We start from the raw sequence: 22,334 nt of genomic DNA, 5'->3' as shown, positions 1-22,334 counted from the left end.
TTTTTTATTCGCCAAATGAAATTTTATTTTATCGTGACGTTCATCTGCTTAATCATGTTCTCATCCGGTGTCACGAATAGCGTTTTCTGATTCACATAGATGACAAATCCGGGCTTTGATCCATTTGGCTTGTGGACATGTTTAATGGCTGTATAGTCAACAGGGACTTGGCTGGAATGTTTGGCTTGGCTGAAATAAGCAGCCAATTGAGCTGCCTCCAGCAGGGTAGTCTCTGAAAAGCTATCGCTGCGAATCACAACATGGGAGCCAGGTATATCCTTCGTATGCAGCCATGTATCCATCGAAGAGGCAAGTCGGTTCGTTAAATATTCGTTCTGCGTATTATTTTTACCAACATAGATAGGGACACCTTCACTGGAAAGGTAGCAGGCCAAAGCCGGCTTATCTTTCTTTTTCTTTTTACGCTGTTTTTTATTGCGGTCACGTACATAACCTTGCTCCATAAGCTCATCACGGATCTCTTCGATATCGGTTAAAGAAGCGACACTAAGCTGCTGGAGTAAGGAGTTTAAGTACGTAATCTCTTGATGAGTTTGTGCAATTTGTTCTTCGACAATCGCCGTGCTGTTTTTCATTTTTGTGTACTTTTTAAAATACCGCTGTGCATTTTCAGAGGGGTTCAATAGAGGATCCAGCTTTATCTTTATCAAAGCCTGATCCTCATCATAGTAGTTGATGGTCTCGACCTCGCGATCCCCTCTTTTTATAAGGTGAAGTGAGGCTGTCAACAGCTCGCCGAGAATCCGATATTTGTCGGCATCTTTGGAGTCATCAACGGTTTCTTGAAGTTTTTCCAACTTTTTAACATTTTTATTCGCTTCATTATGCAAAAAACGGAGCAAATCAGCCACTCGTTGTTTGACTGTATCTCTTTCCGCTTTGTCGCCGTAAAAGTGCTCCAAACAATCACTCGGTGTCGCATAGGACGTGGAAATGCCGGTAATGTGTGTTAAAGGTATCATAGCGAAGAACAATTTACCGGTACCTTCTTGCTCTACAATGATGGGTTCGTAGCGATGCTGACGTACAGCCGTCATGACACCGTCGAAAGCTGTCCACAAGGCCGCTGGGTCATCTTCTTGTTCGTTGTTCCCGCCTTGACGGCTGCGGAATACGATTTCTTTGGCGATCAAAGGACTTAGCCCGCTGAATGCAGCGACTAATTTTTGTTCTGGTTTATCCTTGGACTCTTCTTCACCGGAATCTTGCTGAATAGCATGCAAGAACGAAGAGGCATCGGCCTCTAGTGGATTTTGCTTATCCTGCTCAGGCGGTGTGACATACTTGCTTCCCGGCATGACAATCCGATAAGAACTGATGGCAGGCGTTACATGATGGATGCCGTCTAGAATCGTTTCTGTTGCCGGGTCTAGAAGAATAATATTGCTGTGTCGGCCCATGATTTCCACAATAATCTGTTTGGTACTCATATCTCCTAATTCATCGCGATGACGAATTTGCAAACGGATGACACGCTCCATACCTATTTGTTCCACGGCTTCAATTACGCCGCTCTCACAGTGCTTGCGAAGCAGCATACAGAACATTGGAGCATCCATTGGGTTTAACGAGGATTGCTCGGTGATTTGAACCCTTGGATAAGTAGGGTTTGCTGAAAGAAGAAGTTTCACATTTTGCCCTTGTGCTCGGATGTGCATAATAATGTCATTTTCGGTGGGCTGATGAATTTTATTGATTCGGCCTCCTACACACATTTGCAGTTCGTGAATAATTGCATGAAGGACTAGTCCGTCTAAAGCCATGATGCATACAACTCCATTCTAGGGAGCTAATTGCAATGTGCGTTGAAATCACAATTAGCTCTTCGGTTAAAAACTTTGCTAACCTCTATGATGCCATACTTTTCACAAAAACTTAAGCGTTAGTCAGTAAGAAAGATGATTTCAGGGATATTTTCCTGCTTGTCTGAATACATTTACGTATGAGTGAGAGGCAAGTACATGGGAAGTGGGAGGGAGAAGGGCGGATGAGTCAGAATAAGTGGTACCAGTTGACGTCGGAGGAAGTCCTGCAGTCACAGCAGGTGAGCATGCAGCAAGGATTGCCCTGGGAGGAAGCTTGGAAGCGACAGGCGGAAGTTGGTCGAAACGAGCTTTCCGAAGGGAAGCGTGTTTCTCCGATTACACTGCTTTTGAATCAATTCAAAGATTTCATGGTGCTGGTCTTATTGGGGGCGACCTTGATTTCCGGCTTGTTGGGTGAATATTTAGATGCCATTACCATTATCGTTATTATTGTGATGAATGGCATTCTTGGTTTTACGCAGGAATTTCGGGCAGAACGTTCATTACGTGCTCTTAAAGAATTGTCAGCCCCTAACGCTAATGTTTGGAGAGAGGGCGCAGTTCATCAAATACCAGCTCGTGATTTGGTTCCAGGCGATATTATTTTGCTCGAAAGCGGCGATCGGGTGCCGGCAGATGTGCGTTTTCTGGAAACGAATGGCCTATATATCGAGGAGTCAGCCCTAACAGGGGAGTCGGTAGCCGTCAGTAAAATAACATCGGCTATATCTAATGATGAGGTGCCTCTTGGGGATCAGCGTAATCTGGGGTTCATGGGGACGATGGTAGCGCGTGGAACAGCCAAAGCCATTGTGGTTCGTGTCGGGATGAGCACGGAGATGGGGAAAATCGCTGATCTGATTCAAAATACAGAATCTATGGAGACGCCGCTTCAGCATCGCTTGGAACAGCTTGGGAAGATTCTGATCATCGTCGCGCTTGCATTAACTGTTCTCGTTGTTATCGCAGGTATTATGCATGGACAACCACCTTATGCGATGTTCTTAGCCGGTGTCAGCTTAGCTGTCGCCGCTATTCCCGAAGGACTCCCTGCTATAGTTACCATTGCGCTTGCACTCGGCGTACAGCGAATGATTAAGCGTAAAGCCATTGTCAGGAAGTTGCCTTCTGTAGAGACGCTAGGTTGTGCCTCGGTCATCTGTTCCGATAAAACGGGAACACTGACTCAGAATAAAATGACGGTTACCCACTTATGGGTTGGCGGAGACGTGCTGGAAGTGACGGGTGACGGTTATACGCCGGTTGGGGATATCCAAATAAGTGGACAAAACACCGATGCGCTTAGGAACCCATCTCTCAGCAAGCTGCTTCATGTTTCCGTGCTTTGTAATAATGCATCTTTGTTTGAGGAAAAGCAGGAGTTGAAACGGAAGAAGGGCAAGGATGGTAAAGACGGCGTTGTCTCTGTTTGGAACATTAAAGGGGATCCAACCGAAGGTGCATTAGTGGTCCTTAGTGCGAAGAGCGGCATTACCCAGGAGTCGCTAAGCGAGAAATATAAGCGTATCGCCGAATTTCCTTTTGACTCGGAGCGTAAACGGATGTCAGTGCTTGTGACTTCTGAGCATGGCCGGATGGCTTGCACGAAGGGAGCTCCTGATGTTCTAATTCAACATTGCAGCTACATTCTTTGGGATGGGAAGGTAATTCCGTTCACATCCACGCTTAAACAGAAAGTGATTTCTGCCAATGAAGGCATGGCCAAATCCGCTCTTCGGGTATTGGGGATTGCTTACAAAGAACTTAAGAGCAGTGACCGCTATGAGGATTACGAAGATGTGGAAAACAACTTGATTTTTGTCGGATTAACCGGCATGATCGATCCACCGCGCAAAGAAGTGCGTGAATCGATCTCGAAGTGCCGTAAAGCAGGCATCAAAACGGTCATGATCACAGGTGACCATCAGACAACCGCTGAGGCAATAGCTAAGCAGCTTGGTATGCTTCCTACGAATGGGGTCAGTATGAGTGGCCAGCAGATTGCGGGTCTCTCGGACGATGAACTGGATGCAAAAGTGAATGATACCTACGTGTATGCGAGGGTTTCCCCTGAGCATAAACTGCGTATCGTCAAAGCTTTGCAGCGCAAAGGACATGTCGTCGCCATGACGGGGGATGGCGTAAACGATGCGCCAGCGATCAAAGCTGCGGATATCGGCATCGCGATGGGGATTACAGGGACGGATGTATCCAAGGAAGCTTCTTCTTTAATTCTTAGCGATGATAACTTCTCCACAATCGTTGCGGCGATTGAAGAAGGACGCGGTATTTATGAAAATATTCGTAAATTCATCCGGTATCTGCTTGCCTCAAACGTGGGCGAAATTATGACGATGTTCATTGCGATGATGGCCGGTCTACCTTTGCCGCTTGTACCGATTCAAATTTTATGGGTGAATCTTGTCACCGATGGCCTTCCTGCTATGGCGCTGGGAGTGGATCAAGCGGAGAAGGATTTGATGCAGCACAAGCCGCGCTCGTCGAAAGAAAATATTTTCGCTAGACGATTGGGTTGGAAAATTATTTCCAGAGGAATTCTTATCGGCGTTTGCACCTTGGGTGCTTTCTGGCTCGTATTACGAGTCAATCCATCCGATCCCGGAACCTTACTGAAAGCGCAAAGCGTCGCATTTGCCACTTTGGTAATGGCTCAACTCATCCATGTGTTCGATTGCCGCAGTTCACGCTCTATTTTCCATCGTAATCCTTTTCAAAATCGTTACCTTGTTCTTGCTGTGCTCTCCTCGCTTATCTTGATGCTGGCCGTTATGTATGTAGAAGCTCTTCAACCTATCTTCAAAACTGTTCCACTTGGCTGGAAGGATTGGATTCTGGTTCTGATCGCCGCTGGCATTCCGACCTTCTTAATGGGGCTGGGCAGTGTGCTGTCGCCAAAACGCAACAAGAATTCACGTTCTGTTTCGTATAATTCTTCCAAGCCGAGCTTCAGATGAATAGATGTATATAATTATAAACCGCCCTTGGGCGGTTTTTTTCGTTGATAAGAAAGTATAAGGTTTATGCGATTGCTTCGCATAAACCTTGACAAACCCTATCGTACTTGTAGGACGTTTGCAGGGCGGGATGTGAAGTGCTCTGTAAGTGCATGAAATAATTACCTATTGGTGAAATTATGTACAAGCATGGAGGGAGTGTATCACATCATGGGAATTATTAAATTTTTATCTACAAAGTTCAGATTAAGTGTGCCAACCCATCACAAACAAAAACAAAGTGATGATGATTCACTGCGTTTAAAAAAGAATCTTAAGGAAAACATTCAAAGGATCAAACAAACTTTCGGAAACAGCGAGGATATCGTGGTTAGAGAATGGCGTACCGAAGGTTCTAATGCTATCGAAGTAGCCGTCATCTATGCCGATGGACTAGCCGATGTTAAATTAATTAATCAATTTATTATTGAACCCCTGATGTCCTTAGATCGGTACCCACATTTCTCGGGTTTACAATCACCAGCAGGTAATTATTTAGATGAATTTAAACAGCTGCTGCTGCCCGTCGGCAGTATTCAAGAAGGGTTAAACCTAGATATGCTGCTGTCAGGCATTTTGAGTGGTGAAACCGTTCTCCTATGCCAGGGCTTTGATCAGGGTTTACTAATTGCTTCAAAAGGCTGGGAAGACCGCCCTATCCAAGAGCCGACCTCCCAAACGGTGATACGAGGTCCCAAGGATGGATTCACTGAAAATATAATAACCAATATCGCTTTAGTTCGGCGAAAGATTAAGGATCCTAACCTTTGGATACAGGGATTTAATGTCGGTCGTATCACCAAAACAAGCGTTTCTATCGTCTATGTGAATGGCATTGCAAAGGACCACGTCGTGCAGGAGGTTCGTGACAGAATTGGACGTATTCAAATTGATGGTATCTTGGAAAGCGGCTATATCGAAGAGCTGATTCAGGATAGGAGATTTACACTTTTCCCCACGATCTATAACACTGAAAGACCGGATGTGATTGCGGCCGGACTTTTGGAGGGGCGTATTGCCATTCTTGTGGACGGCACACCGTTTGTTCTCTTGGTTCCAGCTATATTTCCACAATTTTTTCAGTCGGCGGAAGATTATTATCAGCGTTCCGATATTTCTACTCTATTACGTCTTTTGCGGTATTCAGCATTACTGATTGCCTTGCTGGGACCACCCTTATACATTGCGATTACAACGTTTCATCATGACATGCTGCCTCCTCGATTATTGATTAGTCTTTCAGCTCAGCGGGAAGGAATTCCATTTCCTGCTTTTTTTGAAGCTTTAATTATGGAATTAACCTTCGAACTTTTGCGTGAGGCTGGAGTCCGGTTACCTAGAGCAGTTGGACAGTCGATCTCCATTGTTGGCGCGCTGGTCATTGGTCAAGCAGCCGTACAAGCCGGAATCGTATCGGCGGCCATGGTGATCGTTGTCTCCATCACGGCGATTGCGAGTTTTACAATTCCTGCCTACAACATGGCTATTGCCATTCGAATTTTACGATTCGGGATCATGGGTCTGGCGGCTTCCTTCGGTTTGTTCGGAATCATTGCAGGGATCATTGCGATCGTCCAACATCTCTGTCATTTAAATTCCTTTGGAGTTCCCTACATGTCTCCATACGCTCCTGTTGTTACTGAAGATTTAAAAGATGGGGGATTGCGTGTTCCTTGGTGGAAAATGAACTCTCGCCCTTCGACTGCGAGTAAATTAAACCAAATTCGTCAGAGTCACTCATCTACAACGGACCCTGACCCCGAAGGGAGAGGTTAATACGAAAAGAAGGTTTTATGGAACGTTTGTTACTCTCATTTGCTTGGTACTTATATCCGGGTGTTGGAATCGTCGCGAGCTGAATGATCTCGCAGTTTCCGTTGCAATTGGCGTGGATAAGAGTGGGAAGCAAATTATGCTTTCCAACCAGATTCTGAACACGGGAGCCATTTCGGGTAAAGAAGGAGGATCTTCTTCCCTCGCTCCGGTCACTTTGTTTCGAGAAAAGGGTGACGGATTTCAGGAGGCGGCAAGAAGAATGACAACACGAAGCACAAGGAAAATATATGTTGGACAGTTGCAGATCCTTATTTTCGGAGAAAAATTTGCAAAGGAGGGCGTGGGTAGAGCGCTGGATCACATCTCAAGAGATCATGAATATCGCAAAGACTTTTATGTCGTCATTGCTCGGGGAGTTGAGGCGCAAGATATTCTTAAAGTGTTGACCCCGTTGGAAAAAACGCCGGCTACGAAAATGAATGCTTCTCTTGAAGTCTCATCGAAAGCATGGGGAGCTACGGCAGATGTAAAAATTGATGAATTTACTTCCAATATCATCAGTAAAGGAAAGGAAGCCGTGTTGAGCGGAATTACGTTAATGGGTGATCCTCAAACAGGCAATGATAGAGGAAATGTAGAAAAAATTTTTTCGCCTGCCCGACTCAAATACATGGGGATAGCTGTTTTCAAAAAAGATAAACTCTTAGGTTGGTTAAACGAGGAGGAAAGCATGGGATATAATTATACCCAGGGGAAGGTGAAAAGTACTGCGGTACTTTTGACTTGTCCTAATGAAGAGAGCCACATGTCGGTGGAGTTACTACGTACCAAGAATGATACGAAAGTTATCATGAAAAACGGTAAGCCCTCCATAAAGTTGAAAATAAAAGCGGAAGGCGTTGTAACCGATGTTCAATGTCCTATAGACTTAACGAAGCCGTCATCCATTTTACAAATTGAACAGTTAACCCAAAATAAAATTAAGGCTTCTATTTTATCCGTGATAAAAACGGTACAAACCCAATATAAGTCTGATATCTTCGGCTTTGGAGAAGAAGTTGAACGCAGCTATCCCAAATATTGGGAAGGGGCGAAGAATAATTGGGAAGATATCATGTCTACGATGAAAGTAGATGTTCAAATCGAAATGAAAATCAAGCAAATGTTTAAAACATCGAAATCGTTTTACGAAAGAATGGGGGAGTAATATCCATTGTGGCGTGTAGCTGCGTTTTTGGCGATTAGTATCATGATGATAGTCATTGAAGTGCCTTCACTTATAAAAAGAAAAAAACGGAAGGAGCTATGGACTTTTTCTATCTTGCTTTTTGTTGGGATTGTACTAGGTATAACAGTGAGTTTGGGCGTAGAAGTCCGGTCGCCTTTAGAGTTGATTAAGATCATTTACGGACCCATCAGCAAAGGCGAATAGGATACGATGAAAGCGAGATTGTGAACCCAATGTTGGAAAACGAAACCATTCAAGCGAATCAATTTAAAAAAATGGTGTCCATTTTCATAATCGGTACCTCTATCATATTACTTCCGACGATTCTTGCTTCAGAAGCTAAACAAGATGCATGGATTTCCGCTCTTGTCGGAATGATAGCCGGACTTTTACTGGTATGGATCTACAACGCGTTAGGCCGACTTTATCCCGGCAGGAGCTTGGTGGAAATGAGTCGAGAAATTCTTGGGTCTTGGCTAGGTACAAGTGTTTCTTTGTTGATGTTTTTTTTCGCTTTCATTTTAACGTCTCTCGCCTTGCGAAATCTCGGTGATTTTCTAACCTCTTCCATGATGCCTGAAACACCGATTCAAGCGATACATATCGTGTACCTGTGTATTGTAGTTACCGGTGTTCGTTATGGCGTTTCCAACATCGCCCGTACCGCGGACCTCTTTTATCCATGGATTCTTATTCTTTTTGTTATCTTCGTCATTTTGCTCATCCCAGATTTTGAATTCAAACATCTACAACCCGTTTTGGGAAAAGGCATACAGCCTGTCTTTAAGGCTGCTTATCCATACATCGCTTTTCCTTTTTTGGAACTTGTTCTATTTCTGATGCTTTTTCCGCTTGTGAAGCAACCCAAGGAAGCAGGAAGAGCATTTTTAAAGGGAACGATCATCGGGGGTATCATTTTGTTTGTGATTACTTTGCTCTGTATGTTAGTTTTGGGAGCGGAGAACACAGCCAGCAATCTTTATGCAAGCTTTGAATTAGCTAAAAAAATAAAAATAACTGAAATCATTCAAAGAGTTGAGGTTATCATTGCCGCAATTTGGTTTATAACTATCTTTCTAAAGCTAATTATTTGTTTTTATGTCTTAGTTTCCAGTCTTTCACAGACTTTGAAACTCTCGGAGTATCGATCGCTGGCACTGCCTATGGGAATGATACTTTATTCCGTATCCATCATCATTTCACCCAATATTAGTTACCTTATCTCATTCGATTCAAAGTTCTGGCCGTTGTTTGCCTTTACATTTGGACTTGTCTTACCGTTATTACTTCTAAGTATTGCAGTAATCAAAAGGAGAATGCAGGTATCCTGAGTGCTGCAAACCCGATTCTATTGAGCTTTTGTGTCAAAAAGACTATGCATCTTTGAGCTTTTACGCTATGATAATGGCTAAACCGCATACTGGGAGTGCTATAAACAATGAATTTCACAAAAATGCATGGTCTAGGCAACGACTTTATTATAATAGCTGGTGAGAAAGAACTTCCTGCTGATGCAGATCAGCGTGCGATCCAGCTGTGCAATCGTTTCTTTAGTATTGGAGCCGATGGCATCGTCTATATTCTTCCTTCTGACAATGCTGATTTCAAAATGCGCATTATGAACTCCGACGGATCTGAAGCCGAGCAATGCGGGAATGCCATCCGCTGCGTTTCTAAATATGTTTACGATCATAAGCTAATTGATAAAACGGAGATTACCGTTGAAACACTTGGCGCAGGCGTACAAAAGGTGCAATTAAATGTACAAGATGGCAAAGTTCGGACTGTTCGCGTAGATATGGGTCAACCAATCCTGAACGGCCTTCAAGTCCCAACAACGGTCGATGAAGCTAAAGTTATCAATTACCCGATTGAAGTTGACGGGAAAGAGTTTCGTTTTACAGCTGTTTCAATGGGGAACCCGCACTGTGTCATTTATGTGGAGGATGCTGTGAATTTCGATCTTGCCACATGGGGGCCGAAGCTAGAAGTGCATCCGATGTTCCCTCGTAAAATCAATGTCGAATTCGCTACAGTGATAAATCGTGCTTACACGGATATGCGCGTTTGGGAACGAGGAGCAGGTCCTACACTTGCTTGCGGAACTGGCGCTTGTGCAACGCTTGTATCCTCCGTGTTAAACGGTTTAACGGACCGCGAAGCGACTGTTTCTCTCAAAGGCGGAGAGTTGTTTATCGAATGGAATGAAGCGGACAACCACGTTTATATGACCGGACCTGCGGAAGAAGTGTTTACGGGCACGGTTTAAGTTAATTACATTTTTAGTAGGTGGGGAATTTATCATGAAATTGGATCTTCGTACGGCGCTGCAGCGAGACATTTTGGTCGGTGACGGCGCTATGGGGACTTATTTATATCAGATGGGATTTCCTGTCGGCATTTCTTATGAAGAATTGAATTTGCTTAGGCCGGAAACGGTTGCTGACGTGCACCGCCGTTATTTTGAGGCAGGTGCGCGTCTTATTGAAACGAATACATTCTCGGCTAATCGCGAAAAATTATCCAAGTACGGACTAGAAGGCGATGTTGAAGCCATTAACCGCGCAGGTGTTGAGTTAGCCAGAAAAGCAGTTGGTGACGAAGCGTATGTCGTTGGAGCTATTGGATCTATTCGTGCAGGCAAGCGCAAAAACGTTCGTACGACAGATGTTGAGGAATCACTCCGCGAGCAGATTGGCATTTTACTGGATTCGCCAGTGGACGGGCTATTGCTTGAGACCTTCTATGACTTGGAAGAGCTGCAGCTCGCGCTGCGTATCATTCGCAGCATGAGTGAGCTGCCTGTCATTTGTCAGTTCGCTAACGAAGGCACTGGCAGCACGCAGGACGGCATTCCGCTGCAAGAAGCGTTCCAGCGGTTGCGTAACGACGGGGCTGACGTCATCGGCTTCAACTGCCGCGTCGGCCCGAATGGGATTCTCCGTTCGATGGAGAAGCTAACTCCCATCGCCGGCATCCCGTTCTCCGCGTTCCCGAATGCGGGGCTGCCAGACTACGTCGACGGTCACTACACCTATGCGGCGACGCCTCAGTACTTCGCCGAGAGCGCGCTGCGCTTCGCTGACCTCGGCGCTCGCATCATTGGCGGCTGCTGCGGCACCACGCCGGAGCATATCGCCGCCGTCGCTAAGGCGCTGCATGGCTACGTCCCGGCAGCGCCTGGTACGATGCCCTCCGCGCGAGCTGTGCGCGTGAGCGAGCCCGCCCCGGCGAAGCCTGCGCCGCCGGCAGGCAAACCATCGCTGCTCGAAATCGTGAAGCAGCGCAAAACCGTCATCGTCGAGTTGGATCCCCCTCGGGATCTCGACATCGAGAAATTTATGCAGGGGTCCAAAGCCCTGCAGGATGCGCATGTCGACGCCATTACGATGGCCGACAATTCACTGGCCGTGACGCGCATGAGCAATCTGGCCCTCGGTTACCTCGTGCAGGAACGCTTAAGCGCGCGTCCGCTGATCCACATCGCGTGCCGCGACCGCAACATGATTGGGACGCAGTCCCATCTGATGGGTCTTCACGCGCTGGGCATCGACCACGTGCTGGCCGTGACCGGCGATCCCGCCAAATTCGGCGACCTCCCTGGGTCCAGCTCCGTTTACGATCTGACCTCATTCGAGATCATTCGGATGATTAAGCAGCTTAACGAAGGTATTGCCTTCTCAGGGAAACCGCTAAAGCAGAAGGCCAACTTCGTTGTAGGCGCTGCTTTTAACCCGAATGTGAAGCATCTGGATAAAGCGGTTCAGCGCTTGGAACGCAAAATTGAGGCAGGCGCCGACTACATCATGACGCAACCCGTCTACGACGCCAAGCTGATTGAACAAATTTATGAAGCGACTAAGCATTTAAATATACCGATTTTTATAGGTATTGCTCCGCTTGCTAGCGGAGGGAACGCTGAATATCTGCACAATGAAGTTCCAGGTATTCGGTTGTCTGATGAAGTGAGGGAACGCATGAGTGGACTCAAGGGTCCAGAAGGGCGCGCAATGGGCGTTGAGATTGCCAAAGAGCTGCTGGATGCAGCAATGCCTTTCTTTAATGGCATCTATCTGATGACCCCTTTTCTAGCCTATGAGATGTGCGTAGACCTTACGAAGTATGTATGGGAAAAGTCGAATCGGCATGATTTCCACTTGTACCCACTTTCAAAATGAATTAAAATAGGGTAATGGATGTGATTAGAATGATTTGCAGTATGACCGGATTCGGACAAGCGAATCGTTCTTTTGCGGGATACAACGTGTTTATCGATGTGAAATCGGTCAATCATAGGTATAGTGAAGTGTCGATTCGATTGCCGAAGGAATGGGCGGCTTTTGAAGACGCTTTGAAGAAAACGGTGCTGCAAGCGGTGAAGAGAGGACGGGTAGACGTCTTCATCACGGCGGAACGTGAAACGGCTTCCCCGAAGAGCGTAACGGTTAACTTTGCTTTGGCAGATGCTTATTTGCAGGCTGCTGAGCTGTTGAAGGAGCGCTATGGGTATACCGAGCAGGTCGAGCTCAAAGATTTATTGAAACTTCCGGATCTCATTCAGATGAAGGAGTCGCGTAAGGAACCTGATGAAGAGATTGAACAGGAACTATGCGCCTGCTTGCAGGAGGCCGTTGCCAGATTATCCGACATGCGGCTGCGGGAAGGAGCGTTTCTGGAGCAAGATATTCGCGAGCGCTTGGCGGAACTGAAGCGAATCCATGTCGAATTGGTAGCTTTAGCACCTCAGGTGGTTCAAGACTATGCGGCTAAGATGACGAATAGAATTCAGTCACTTCTTCAGGAACAAACGCCTGTGGATGAGCAGCGCCTAGCGACAGAAATTGCGATATTCGCAGACCGTTCGAATGTGGATGAGGAATTAACTCGACTGAAAAGTCATTTTGAGCAATGTGATCAATTGCTTACAGAGAAAGAGCCTGTTGGACGAAAGTTGGATTTCTTGATTCAAGAAATGAATCGAGAAGTGAACACGATCGGATCCAAGTCCAATCACTCGGAGCCTACGGCTAGAGTGATCACGATGAAAGCAGAGCTTGAGAAGATGCGCGAACAAATACAGAATATCGAGTGAAGCGGCATGGAGCTTCGCGAGGAGGAAGTCGTAATGGCTATCAAATTAATTAATATCGGGTTCGGCAACATCGTATCGGCGAACCGCATTATCTCGATCGTAAGTCCGGAATCGGCTCCGATCAAGAGGATCATTCAAGAAGCGCGTGATCGTCACATGCTGATTGACGCTACATATGGTAGAAGAACCCGTGCCGTTATTATCACTGACAGCGACCATGTGATTTTATCGGCAGTACAACCAGAGACGGTAGCGCATAGACTTTCCAACAAGGACGATGATCATGACGAGTAATACGAATACCCTTGAGCGTGAGAGAGGCATTCTGATTGTTTTATCCGGTCCTTCCGGTGTCGGCAAGGGAACCGTTTGCGCCGCGCTGCGCAAGTGTTCACCGGATATCGTGTACTCGGTATCGGCCACAACCCGTTCTCCTAGACAAGGGGAAGTGGATGGTGTGAACTATTTCTTCAAAACTCGGGAGCAATTTCAACAGATGATCGAAACGGATGAAGTGTTGGAATGGGCCGAATACGTAGGTAATTTCTACGGCACCCCGAGACGTTTTGTTGAGGAAACGCTGCGCTCCGGTCAAGATGTCATCTTGGAAATCGAAGTGCAGGGTGCTCTGCAAGTTAAACAAAAGTTTTCCGAAGGTGTTTTCATTTTCTTGCTGCCGCCTTCCCTAGATGAGCTTGAGAATCGCATTGTAACGCGTGGTACGGAAACGGATGAAGTTATTCGCAGCCGCATGTCAGTGGCTATGGACGAAATTCGCTTGATGGAGCACTATGACTATGCGATTGTGAATGACCATGTAGAAACGGCTTGTTCCAAAATACAAGCGATTCTCTTAGCAGAACATTGCAAAAAAGATCGGATGTATCCAAAAATCGTACAATGGATGGATGAGGTGAATTGAATGCTATACCCTTCAATTGATAAACTGCTTGATATCGTGGATAGCAAGTATTCACTAGTTGTAGCTGCTTCCAAAAGAGCAAGATCTTTGCGTGATGGCGCTAAATCAAATTTGAAAGGCCAAAAGGCCCACAAACATGTTGGAGTTGCGCTAGAAGAACTTTACGGTAACTATATCGGTTATGAGAAACTTGAGACGACAGAGACAGAGAAATATCAGAAGAAATAAATTGGTTTACCCAACAACCCTAGTGGTTGTTATTTTTTTCTCAAATTGTGCGTAGAAAGGGGATACCTATGAGTGTACTTCATGGCAAAACGATTGTGCTCGGCGTATGCGGAGGCATTGCCGCTTATAAGGCTGCTGCGTTAACGAGTAAACTGACACAAGCTGGTGCAATTGTGCGTGTTATCATGACCAAGTCAGCTGTTCAATTTGTAGCGCCGTTAACGTTTCAAACGTTGTCTCGTCATCATGTTTTTGTGGATACCTTTGATGAGAAAGACCCTTCGGTTGTATCGCATATCAACTTAGCGGATAGTGCTGATCTCGTGCTTGTTGCGCCTGCAACGGCGAATATGATTGGCAAGATAGCGCTCGGACTTGGCGATGATATGCTCAGTACGACACTGCTTGCAACCATGGCACCGATATGGGTAGCGCCTGCGATGAACGTGCATATGTATGCGAATCCAGCAGTACAGCATAATATGCAGACACTATTGAGCCGTGGCGTGCGTTTTATCGAGCCGGGAGAAGGGCAATTGGCTTGCGGTTACGTTGGAAAAGGAAGGCTTGCTGAACCTGAGGAAATTCTTGCTGCGATTAAGCAGCATTTTAAGGGGGAGCCTAGGCGCTTAGAAGGACAACGTGTCCTTGTGACTGCCGGAGGCACCGTTGAACGCATTGATCCGGTACGGTACATTACGAATGACTCTTCCGGCAAAATGGGCTACGCTATCGCTGAAGAAGCGGTGCGTATGGGAGCCAAGGTGACGTTGATATCAGGGCCATCCGCTTTATGCGCGCCTGATGGCGTTCAGCTAATCAATGTTCAGTCTGCTTTGGATATGAGAGAGGCAGTGCTAGCTCATTTGGATGAAAGTAACCTTATTATCAAGGCCGCTGCGGTGGCTGATTACCGTCCAGCCGTTGTTTCCGAGCAAAAGATCAAAAAGAAATCGGACTCACTAACGCTGGAATTGATTAAAAATCCGGATATTTTACAGGAAATAGGTACGCTCAAAAAGCATCAGTTCGTCATCGGGTTTGCTGCGGAGACGGAGCGTTTGGACGAGCATGCGATGGACAAGCTAAACCGTAAAAACTGTGATCTCATCGTTGGCAATGATGTGTCACAGGAAGGTGCGGGCTTTAGCGGAGATACGAATGTGGTGCGGTTTTATGATCGTAATGGGCTCGTAGAGGCCCTGCCAATACAGAGTAAGAAAGATGTGGCACGTAGACTGCTAGAGCTTGCGGCGGATCGTATGCATACCGCAGCGGGGGAATCCTGATGTACGCCAAAGTCATTGTCGATGTCCCAGCGAAACAAACGAACCGGGCATTCGACTATGAAGTACCCGCATCCCTGAGCAAATGGGTTGAAGTGGGCAGTCGCGTTGGCGTGCCTTTCGGCCCTCGGGTGCTGCAAGGCTTTGTCGTCGAACTGCACGAGGAAACGCAGGTGGATGTGACTCGCATTAAGCCGATTCAGAACGTCCTGGACTTGGTTCCTCCCCTCACGGAGGAACTTGTGAGTCTGGGGCGGTGGGTCAGCCGCATGTACTTATGCCATGAAGTTACGGCACTCCAGGCGATGCTGCCTGCTGCGCTTAAAGCGAAATATGAACGTGCGATTGGGGTCGGAGAGGAGTCTGGCGAGCAATCGCTGCTGGACATGTCGGATCTCCAAGAGATAGTTAGTTTCGTAAAGTCCAAAGGCTCAGTCTCGATGGATGCTTTGATGGAGCGTTTTGCAAGTGACGGTGCCCTCATTAAACAACTGCTGAGCGCAGGTATCCTAACAGAAGTACAAGTGGTCAAAGACCGAATGAATACCAAGAAGGCATTGACCGTTTTCCCTCCAGTTGGAGGCAGTGGATTGGAAGAGGCTTTGGCCGAGCTACCCGCCAGAGCTAACAAACAGCAGGATGTGCTGCGTTACTTGATGGAGCATCCACACGCGATTCGGCTTACGGAGCTGATGGAAACAGTGGAGGTCGGCGCTAGCACGGTCAAAAGCTTGGCGGATCGCGGGTGGATTGAACTGCGCGAGGTCGAAGTGATGCGCGACCCCTATGCGGGTCGGGCTTTCACGCGGACAAAGCCGCTTCCCTTAACGGAAGAACAGAGCAGTGTCTTCGCGGAAATACGGGATGCTGTAGCGGAAGAACGGAATGAGGTATTTCTGCTGCATGGGGTTACGGGTAGCGGTAAAACCGAAGTGTATTTACAATCCATTCAGCAGTGCTTGGACATGGATAAAGAAGCGATTGTACTTGTTCCTGAAATATCTCTGACGCCACAAATGGTAGAACGATTTAAAGGGCGGTTTGGCGATTTGGTCGCCGTCCTGCACAGTCGGTTATCGAATGGCGAGCGGTATGACGAATGGCGTAAAATTATGCGCAAGCAAGTGAAGGTTGTAATCGGCGCTCGTTCGGCGATTTTTGCTCCTTTTACGAGAATTGGCCTTATTATCATTGATGAAGAGCACGAATCTTCTTATAAGCAGGAGGAGAGCCCCAAATATCACACCCGTGATGTGGCGGTTCAAAGAGCGAAGCAGCAAAACGCCGTCGTTGTGCTCGGTTCCGCAACTCCTTCTCTTGAAAGTATCGAGAAGACAAGGCGACGCCGTGACAGGGATAAACCTCCCTTTCGGTTGTTGACGATGCGGGAGCGCGTGGCCAGCCGACCGATGCCCCCAGTAGCTATTGTCGATATGCGTGAGGAGCTAAAAAACGGAAATCGCTCTATGTTCAGCCGTTCCTTGTATAAAGCGATCGAAGATCGGTTACAAAAGAAAGAACAGATTGTTTTACTGCTGAATCGGCGCGGGTATGCGACGTTCGTTATGTGCCGTACATGCGGCTTCGTCTCGCAATGTCCGCATTGTGATATTTCACTTACCTATCATCAAAGCTCGCGCATGCTGCGCTGTCATTATTGCGGCTATGCGGAGCGAGAGGTTACGCAGTGTCCTAGCTGCCAGTCGGAGCATATTCGTCATTTTGGTACAGGAACACAGCGTGTTGAAGAGGAGCTTAGTAAGATTTTCCCCGGGATTCGGGTCATTCGCATGGATGTCGATACCACGACGGAGAAAGGTTCACATGAAAAATGGCTGACGATGTTTCGCGAGAAGCAGGCGGATGTACTGCTTGGCACGCAGATGGTAGCAAAAGGGCTGGATTTTCCCGACGTGACCTTAGTGGGGGTTATCGCAGCGGATACGGTGCTTAATCTGCCGGATTTCCGTTCAGCGGAGCGGACTTTCCAGTTGTTAACGCAGGTTGCAGGCCGGGCGGGTCGTCATGAAAAGCAAGGGGAAGTGTTCGTCCAGACATACACGCCCGAACATTATAGTGTGCAATATGCAAGCAAGCACGATTATATTGCTTTTGCGAACCATGAGCTTGATATACGTGCAAATTTAGGCTATCCGCCTTATCAACGATTGATTCTGGTTACTTTCTCGTATGAGCAGGTTCCGCTCTTGGTACGTTCTGCGGAGGCTTTTGTAACGAGATTGAAAGAGATTGCCCATACGTATCGGGCCCAGCAGGTTGATTTGTTTACGAACACGTTGCCCGCAGATCAATCGTTTCAAATGGACGTGTTAGGACCTGTTGCGTCGCCGATTTCACGAATCAAAGATAGATATCGATTCCAATGCGTGGTAAAATATCGGGGGGAAGATCAGGCTGCAGAGATCGTTGCTAAAGCAGTGGCTTGGTTTGAAGAGCGCTCAGCGAAAGAAAAGCTGCTGATTAGCGTGGATGTTGACCCGCAATATTTGATGTAATGAACCCCAAATAGAGAAGACTTCAAAGGTAGGTGCACATTATGGCTATTCGTATTATTGTTAAAGATCCAGATCCAGTGCTTCGTGAGAAAGCCGTCACGGTTACAAAATTTAATTCCAATCTGCATAAACTTCTGAATGATATGGCAGACACGATGTATGAAGCGGAGGGCGTGGGTCTTGCTGCTCCGCAAATCGGTATTCTTAAACGCGTTATCGTCATGGATTGCGGAGAAGAACACGGCGGATTGATTGAAATGGTCAATCCTGAGGTTGTCACTTCCAGCGGCGAACAATTGGGGCCGGAAGGCTGCTTAAGTATTCCCGGACTTCGCGGCGATGTGCTTCGGCCACTCCATGTTACAGCCAAAGGCCAAGATCGTGATGGAAATCCGATTGAAGTGACGGGTACGGATTTGCTGGCTCGCTGTATTTTCCATGAAATTGATCACTTGAACGGTGTTCTTTTTACGGATCTTGCAACCAAAACGTATACGGCTGAAGAAGAGGAAGATTCCGAGTGAACATTATTTTCATGGGCACGCCGGATTTCGCAGTACCCTCCTTGCGTCTGCTCTTGGAGGAAGGCTATAACGTGACGACGGTTGTCACACAGCCGGATCGGCCGAAAGGACGCAAGCGTGTTCTGACACCGCCTCCGGTTAAGGTGGAAGCAGAAAAGCATGGGATTCCGGTGCTTCAGCCGGAGAAATTGCGTCAAGCGGATTCGGTTGAGCTTTTGAGACAATTAAAACCGGATTTGATTGTGACAGCCGCTTACGGACAGATCTTGCCCAAAGCGGTTTTGGACTTGCCGGAGTACGGGTGTATAAACATCCATGCTTCGCTGCTCCCCAAATATCGAGGCGGAGCGCCGATTCATCACGCTGTAATTCGGGGTGAATCCGTAACTGGCGTTACGATTATGTACATGGCCGTAGGTCTTGATACCGGCGATATGATTTCAAAGGTGGAGCTTCCGATCGAAGATACGGATACGACGGGTTCATTATTTGAAAAGCTAAGTATTGCCGGTGCTGATCTACTTAAGCGTACATTGCCGGATTTACTGGCAGGACGTATCCAGGCTATTGCTCAAAACGAGGCAGATGCCATTTATTCTCCGAATATCCGCAGGGAGGATGAGTTGATCGATTGGTCGCGTTCTGCCGCCCAGCTTTGGAATCAAGTACGCGGCTTAAACCCGTTCCCCGGCGCTTACACCCTCTGGAATGGGGAAGTTATGAAAGTATGGGCTAGCGCGAATCCGAAAAGTTCTTCGGAGCCAAGAAGCCGAAGCTTCTCGGAAATCAGCGGAGACGTACCTGTTCCTGGAACTGTACTTGGCAGTAGTGAGCAGGGCATTGAAGTGATGACGGGTGAAGGTACGCTGTGGCTAACTGAGATCCAACCTTCAGGCAAAAAGGCGATGCCCGTGTCAGAGTTCGTACGAGGTGTGCAAATCCCAGCTGGTACGGTATTCGGACACAGTAACTAAAGCAACCAAGGATAAACGACCCCTTCGTCCCTTTGGGGCGAACGCGTTTGTCAAGGTTGATTCGAAGCTAAAGTATACAACTTATACTTTCTATTCAACTTAAAAATGAGGTATTCGATTTGTCAACGCAAAAACCAAATCGTCCGCAAAACGGACTAATAAAGCCGCGGGGGGCCGGCAAGCCCTCTGCTCCAAAATCATCCTCAGGCGCTGCGAAGAGCAGCGCTGTTAAGCATTCTGCCCGTGATGCGGCGCTGGATGTGTTGATTCGGGTTGAAGAAAATCAATCGTACAGCAATTTGCTGCTGAATCAGGTATTGCAAAAGCATGCTCTTGAACGGGCGGATGCGGGACTGGCGACGGAGCTTGTTTATGGGACCATCGGACGGAAAAATACGATCGATTTCTTCTTGGAGCGTTTCGTCAGCAAAGGGCTCGCGAAGCTCGAGCCCTGGGTGAGATGCTTGCTGCGGCTGAGCTTCTATCAGCTGCATTATTTGGACCGCATTCCCGACCATGCGGTCGTGAGCGAAGCGGTCAATATCGCGAAGCGCCGAGGCCACCAAGGCATCTCGGGCATGGTCAACGGCGTGCTGCGCGCAGTCATCCGCAGCAAAGCCGAGCTCACGCTGCCGGCTGCGCTCGGCGACGTGAAGCGCATCGCGCTGAGCCATTCCCATCCGGAATGGCTCGTGCGCCGATGGATTCGTCAGCTGGGTGCCGAGCTGACGGAACAGATCTGTGCGGCGAACAATGAGCCGCCGCACGTCAGCATTCGCGCGAACGCGAGGCGCCGCAGCCGCTTGGAGCTGCTGGAGCAGCTCCAAGGTAGCGGCCTCAGCGCGGAAGCGTCAGAGCTGGCCCCGGCCGGCATCCTTGTGCAGGGGGCCGGGAACATGGCCTTAGTCCCCGGCTTCCAGCATGGGGACTTCTCGATTCAAGACGAGAGCTCGATGCTCGTCGCCGAAGCTCTGGATCCGCGTCCAGGCATGACAGTGCTGGACTGCTGCGCCGCCCCTGGCGGCAAGACCGCGCACATCGCCGAGAAAATGGACGATGTGGGCAAGATTTGGGCTTGTGATCTGCACGAGCACAAGCAGAAGCTGATCGCAGATCAAGCGGAGCGTTTGGGACTGACGTCGATCCAGACGCTGGTGATGGATGCTGCGATGCTGGACGAACATTTTGCGGCGGAGTCATTTGACCGCATCCTGCTCGATGCGCCCTGCTCGGGCCTAGGGGTCATTCGCCGCAAGCCCGACCTTAAGTGGGCAAAGCAGGAGGCGGAGATTGACGCGATTAGCGAGCTGCAGCATGCTATTCTGAGCAAAGTGCATAGGCTGCTTAAGCCAGGCGGCGTGCTGGTTTACAGCACGTGCACGATTGAGCAGGCGGAGAACGCGGGCATGGTTGAGCGCTTCCTCGCTGAGCATAGCGAGTTTGAGCTGGCGCCGCTGCCGGCGGATGTTTTCGCAAGCATTGACCCTGCGGCTGCCGCAGCCGGTATGGTGCAAATCCTGCCGCAGCAGTTCCATTCCGACGGGTTTTTCATCGCACGGCTGCGCAAACGTGTATAGCTTGTCGGCTGTAGGCTGACAACGGTTCTTTTCGTTTAACTTTAAGTCTGATTTCATTAAATCAACTGTACTTTTTACAGTTCATTGCCTCAAAAAGGGCTAAGTATTCGATTTAGCTGCGCTTTTTGCAGGTAATGCTCTGGGTGGTCTGGGTTGGTTTTGACGGTTACTCAGCCACGTAAATGCCTATCGTCCGCAGCTGCTTGCTCACGGGGATGTGTGTTCGTTCCCGCTTTGTGATAAAATAACATACGATTAGCAAAAAATCAGGACAAATAACAACAGGTTGTGATAAATGTGGGAAATAAGCCTTATGAGAAAGATAAACCGTTTGTATATGATTTGAATTGGGATGAATGGCAAAGCTGGGTGAAAGAGAACGGCGAGTCCTCTTTTCGTGCCGGGCAAATTTTCGATTGGCTTTATATTAAGCGGGTATTCAGCTTCGATGAGATGTCGAACTTGCCGAAGTCGCTGCGTGACAAACTGAAGGATCAGTTTGAGTTCGTTACGCTTTCCGAAATTGCCAAGTATCAGTCGCAGGACGGTACGGTCAAGTTTTTATTTGAATTGGAAGACAAGAATGCCATTGAAACAGTTGTCATGAAGCACAACTACGGCAACAGTATTTGCGTAACAACGCAAGTAGGGTGCCGGGTAGGGTGTACATTTTGTGCATCTACGTTGGGCGGTTTGAAGCGGGATTTGAGACCGGGTGAGATTGTGGCCCAAGTTGTTAAAGCCCAGAAATTGCTGGATGAGACAGAGGAACGAATCTCTTCCATCGTCATTATGGGTATTGGCGAGCCTTTTGAAAATTATGAAGCGACAATGAATTTCCTTCGTGTCATGATTCACCCGAAAGGCCTGAACATTGGACAACGTCATATCACGGTATCGACGAGTGGGATTGTGCCGAACATTTACAAATTCGCTGATGAGAATTTGCAAGTCAATCTGGCGATATCTATTCATGCGCCGAATGATACGCTCAGATCCAAGCTGATGCCTGTCAATCGTAGATTCCCATTTGTAGATTTAATTGAAGCGTGTAAGTATTACATTGCCAAAACCGGCAGACGAATTACGTTTGAATATGCCCTTATGGGGGAAGTGAATGACCAGCCTGAACATGCTGAGGAACTAGCGCAAGTGCTGAAGGATATGCCGCTTAGCCACGTGAACCTGATTCCAGTGAATTTCGTGGCCGAACGGGATTTCAAGCGTACACCTAGGGATGATATTTTCACCTTCCAACGTATTCTTGAGAAGGGCAAAATTAATGCCACCATACGTCGTGAACAAGGCAGTGACATTGCTGCTGCCTGCGGACAACTGCGCGCGAAGCATATGGAGAACAAGTAATGAGGT

General features: G+C 47.7%; 17 protein-coding genes. 16 read left to right on the top strand and 1 reads right to left on the bottom strand.

Annotated features, from left to right (window positions below):
* Positions 1–23: 23 nt before the first annotated feature.
* Entirely contained in the window at positions 24–1,784 is a 1,761-nt protein-coding gene (locus ASG85_RS01435) for an NFACT family protein (protein WP_060645170.1), read from the bottom strand.
* Between the two features lie 224 nt (positions 1,785–2,008).
* Here ASG85_RS01435 and ASG85_RS01430 point away from each other — a divergent pair, with 224 nt between their 5' ends.
* The 16 genes from ASG85_RS01430 (at position 2,009) to rlmN (ending at position 22,328) form a co-directional block, all read left to right on the top strand.
* Entirely contained in the window at positions 2,009–4,801 is a 2,793-nt protein-coding gene (locus tag ASG85_RS01430; protein ID WP_060645169.1) for a calcium-translocating P-type ATPase, SERCA-type, read from the top strand.
* 210 nt (positions 4,802–5,011) lie between these two features.
* Complete coding sequence (locus ASG85_RS01425) at positions 5,012–6,616, top strand: spore germination protein (RefSeq protein WP_060645168.1); 1,605 nt, start codon at positions 5,012–5,014, stop codon at positions 6,614–6,616.
* Positions 6,594–7,823, top strand: a complete 1,230-nt coding sequence (locus ASG85_RS01420) for a Ger(x)C family spore germination protein (protein WP_063860116.1) — start codon at positions 6,594–6,596, stop codon at positions 7,821–7,823. Before ASG85_RS01425 ends, ASG85_RS01420 begins: the two co-directional genes overlap by 23 nt.
* Before the next feature lie 254 nt (positions 7,824–8,077).
* Complete coding sequence (locus ASG85_RS01410; RefSeq protein ID WP_057303542.1) at positions 8,078–9,175, top strand: GerAB/ArcD/ProY family transporter; 1,098 nt, start codon at positions 8,078–8,080, stop codon at positions 9,173–9,175.
* 107 nt (positions 9,176–9,282) lie between these two features.
* Positions 9,283–10,113 (top strand): diaminopimelate epimerase, encoded by an 831-nt coding sequence (dapF, locus tag ASG85_RS01405; RefSeq protein ID WP_060645166.1) that lies wholly within the window; start codon positions 9,283–9,285, stop codon positions 10,111–10,113.
* A 34-nt stretch (positions 10,114–10,147) separates the two neighbouring features.
* A complete protein-coding gene (locus ASG85_RS01400) occupies positions 10,148–12,022 on the top strand; it encodes a bifunctional homocysteine S-methyltransferase/methylenetetrahydrofolate reductase (protein WP_060645165.1) in 1,875 nt (624 codons plus the stop codon).
* A 14-nt stretch (positions 12,023–12,036) separates the two neighbouring features.
* Positions 12,037–12,936, top strand: a complete 900-nt coding sequence (locus ASG85_RS01395; protein WP_321166549.1) for a YicC/YloC family endoribonuclease — start codon at positions 12,037–12,039, stop codon at positions 12,934–12,936.
* A 33-nt stretch (positions 12,937–12,969) separates the two neighbouring features.
* The gene (remA, locus tag ASG85_RS01390; protein WP_009672664.1) at positions 12,970–13,230 is read left to right on the top strand and encodes an extracellular matrix/biofilm regulator RemA; all 261 of its coding nucleotides are present in this window, start codon (positions 12,970–12,972) and stop codon (positions 13,228–13,230) included.
* Complete coding sequence (gene gmk, locus ASG85_RS01385; RefSeq protein WP_057303546.1) at positions 13,220–13,858, top strand: guanylate kinase; 639 nt, start codon at positions 13,220–13,222, stop codon at positions 13,856–13,858. Before remA ends, gmk begins: the two co-directional genes overlap by 11 nt.
* Positions 13,859–14,086: a DNA-directed RNA polymerase subunit omega gene (gene rpoZ / locus ASG85_RS01380; protein ID WP_056833077.1), complete on the top strand. Its 228-nt coding sequence runs from the start codon at positions 13,859–13,861 to the stop codon at positions 14,084–14,086.
* Between the two features lie 68 nt (positions 14,087–14,154).
* On the top strand, positions 14,155–15,375 hold the full coding sequence (gene coaBC / locus ASG85_RS01375) for a bifunctional phosphopantothenoylcysteine decarboxylase/phosphopantothenate--cysteine ligase CoaBC (RefSeq protein ID WP_060645164.1): 1,221 nt from the start codon (positions 14,155–14,157) through the stop codon (positions 15,373–15,375).
* Positions 15,375–17,888, top strand: coding sequence for a primosomal protein N' (gene priA / locus ASG85_RS01370; protein ID WP_060645163.1), 2,514 nt, complete (start codon positions 15,375–15,377; stop codon positions 17,886–17,888). Before coaBC ends, priA begins: the two co-directional genes overlap by 1 nt.
* A gap of 41 nt (positions 17,889–17,929) precedes the next feature.
* The gene (gene def / locus ASG85_RS01365) at positions 17,930–18,412 is read left to right on the top strand and encodes a peptide deformylase (RefSeq protein ID WP_057303549.1); all 483 of its coding nucleotides are present in this window, start codon (positions 17,930–17,932) and stop codon (positions 18,410–18,412) included.
* Positions 18,409–19,386: a methionyl-tRNA formyltransferase gene (gene fmt / locus ASG85_RS01360; RefSeq protein WP_060645162.1), complete on the top strand. Its 978-nt coding sequence runs from the start codon at positions 18,409–18,411 to the stop codon at positions 19,384–19,386. The genes def and fmt overlap by 4 nt, the downstream gene beginning before the upstream one ends.
* 119 nt (positions 19,387–19,505) lie before the next feature.
* Positions 19,506–20,963, top strand: coding sequence for a 16S rRNA (cytosine(967)-C(5))-methyltransferase RsmB (rsmB, locus tag ASG85_RS01355; protein WP_082587936.1), 1,458 nt, complete (start codon positions 19,506–19,508; stop codon positions 20,961–20,963).
* A gap of 297 nt (positions 20,964–21,260) precedes the next feature.
* Positions 21,261–22,328, top strand: coding sequence for a 23S rRNA (adenine(2503)-C(2))-methyltransferase RlmN (gene rlmN, locus ASG85_RS01350; RefSeq protein ID WP_029197747.1), 1,068 nt, complete (start codon positions 21,261–21,263; stop codon positions 22,326–22,328).
* Positions 22,329–22,334 lie beyond the last annotated feature (6 nt).

It is taken from the genome of Paenibacillus sp. Soil724D2 (assembly GCF_001427935.1).
Taxonomy (GTDB): domain Bacteria; phylum Bacillota; class Bacilli; order Paenibacillales; family NBRC-103111; genus Paenibacillus_E.
This window is presented reverse-complemented; position numbering and strand designations above follow the sequence as displayed.

Coding starts and splice junctions, on each gene's coding strand:
- ASG85_RS01435 (WP_060645170.1), bottom strand. CDS start 1,784: ATGGCTTTAGACGGACTAGTCCTTCATGCAATTATTCACGAACTGCAA.
- ASG85_RS01430 (WP_060645169.1), top strand. CDS start 2,009: ATGAGTCAGAATAAGTGGTACCAGTTGACGTCGGAGGAAGTCCTGCAG.
- ASG85_RS01425 (WP_060645168.1), top strand. CDS start 5,012: ATGGGAATTATTAAATTTTTATCTACAAAGTTCAGATTAAGTGTGCCA.
- ASG85_RS01410 (WP_057303542.1), top strand. CDS start 8,078: ATGTTGGAAAACGAAACCATTCAAGCGAATCAATTTAAAAAAATGGTG.
- dapF (WP_060645166.1), top strand. CDS start 9,283: ATGAATTTCACAAAAATGCATGGTCTAGGCAACGACTTTATTATAATA.
- ASG85_RS01400 (WP_060645165.1), top strand. CDS start 10,148: ATGAAATTGGATCTTCGTACGGCGCTGCAGCGAGACATTTTGGTCGGT.
- ASG85_RS01395 (WP_321166549.1), top strand. CDS start 12,037: ATGGATGTGATTAGAATGATTTGCAGTATGACCGGATTCGGACAAGCG.
- remA (WP_009672664.1), top strand. CDS start 12,970: ATGGCTATCAAATTAATTAATATCGGGTTCGGCAACATCGTATCGGCG.
- gmk (WP_057303546.1), top strand. CDS start 13,220: ATGACGAGTAATACGAATACCCTTGAGCGTGAGAGAGGCATTCTGATT.
- rpoZ (WP_056833077.1), top strand. CDS start 13,859: ATGCTATACCCTTCAATTGATAAACTGCTTGATATCGTGGATAGCAAG.
- coaBC (WP_060645164.1), top strand. CDS start 14,155: ATGAGTGTACTTCATGGCAAAACGATTGTGCTCGGCGTATGCGGAGGC.
- priA (WP_060645163.1), top strand. CDS start 15,375: ATGTACGCCAAAGTCATTGTCGATGTCCCAGCGAAACAAACGAACCGG.
- def (WP_057303549.1), top strand. CDS start 17,930: ATGGCTATTCGTATTATTGTTAAAGATCCAGATCCAGTGCTTCGTGAG.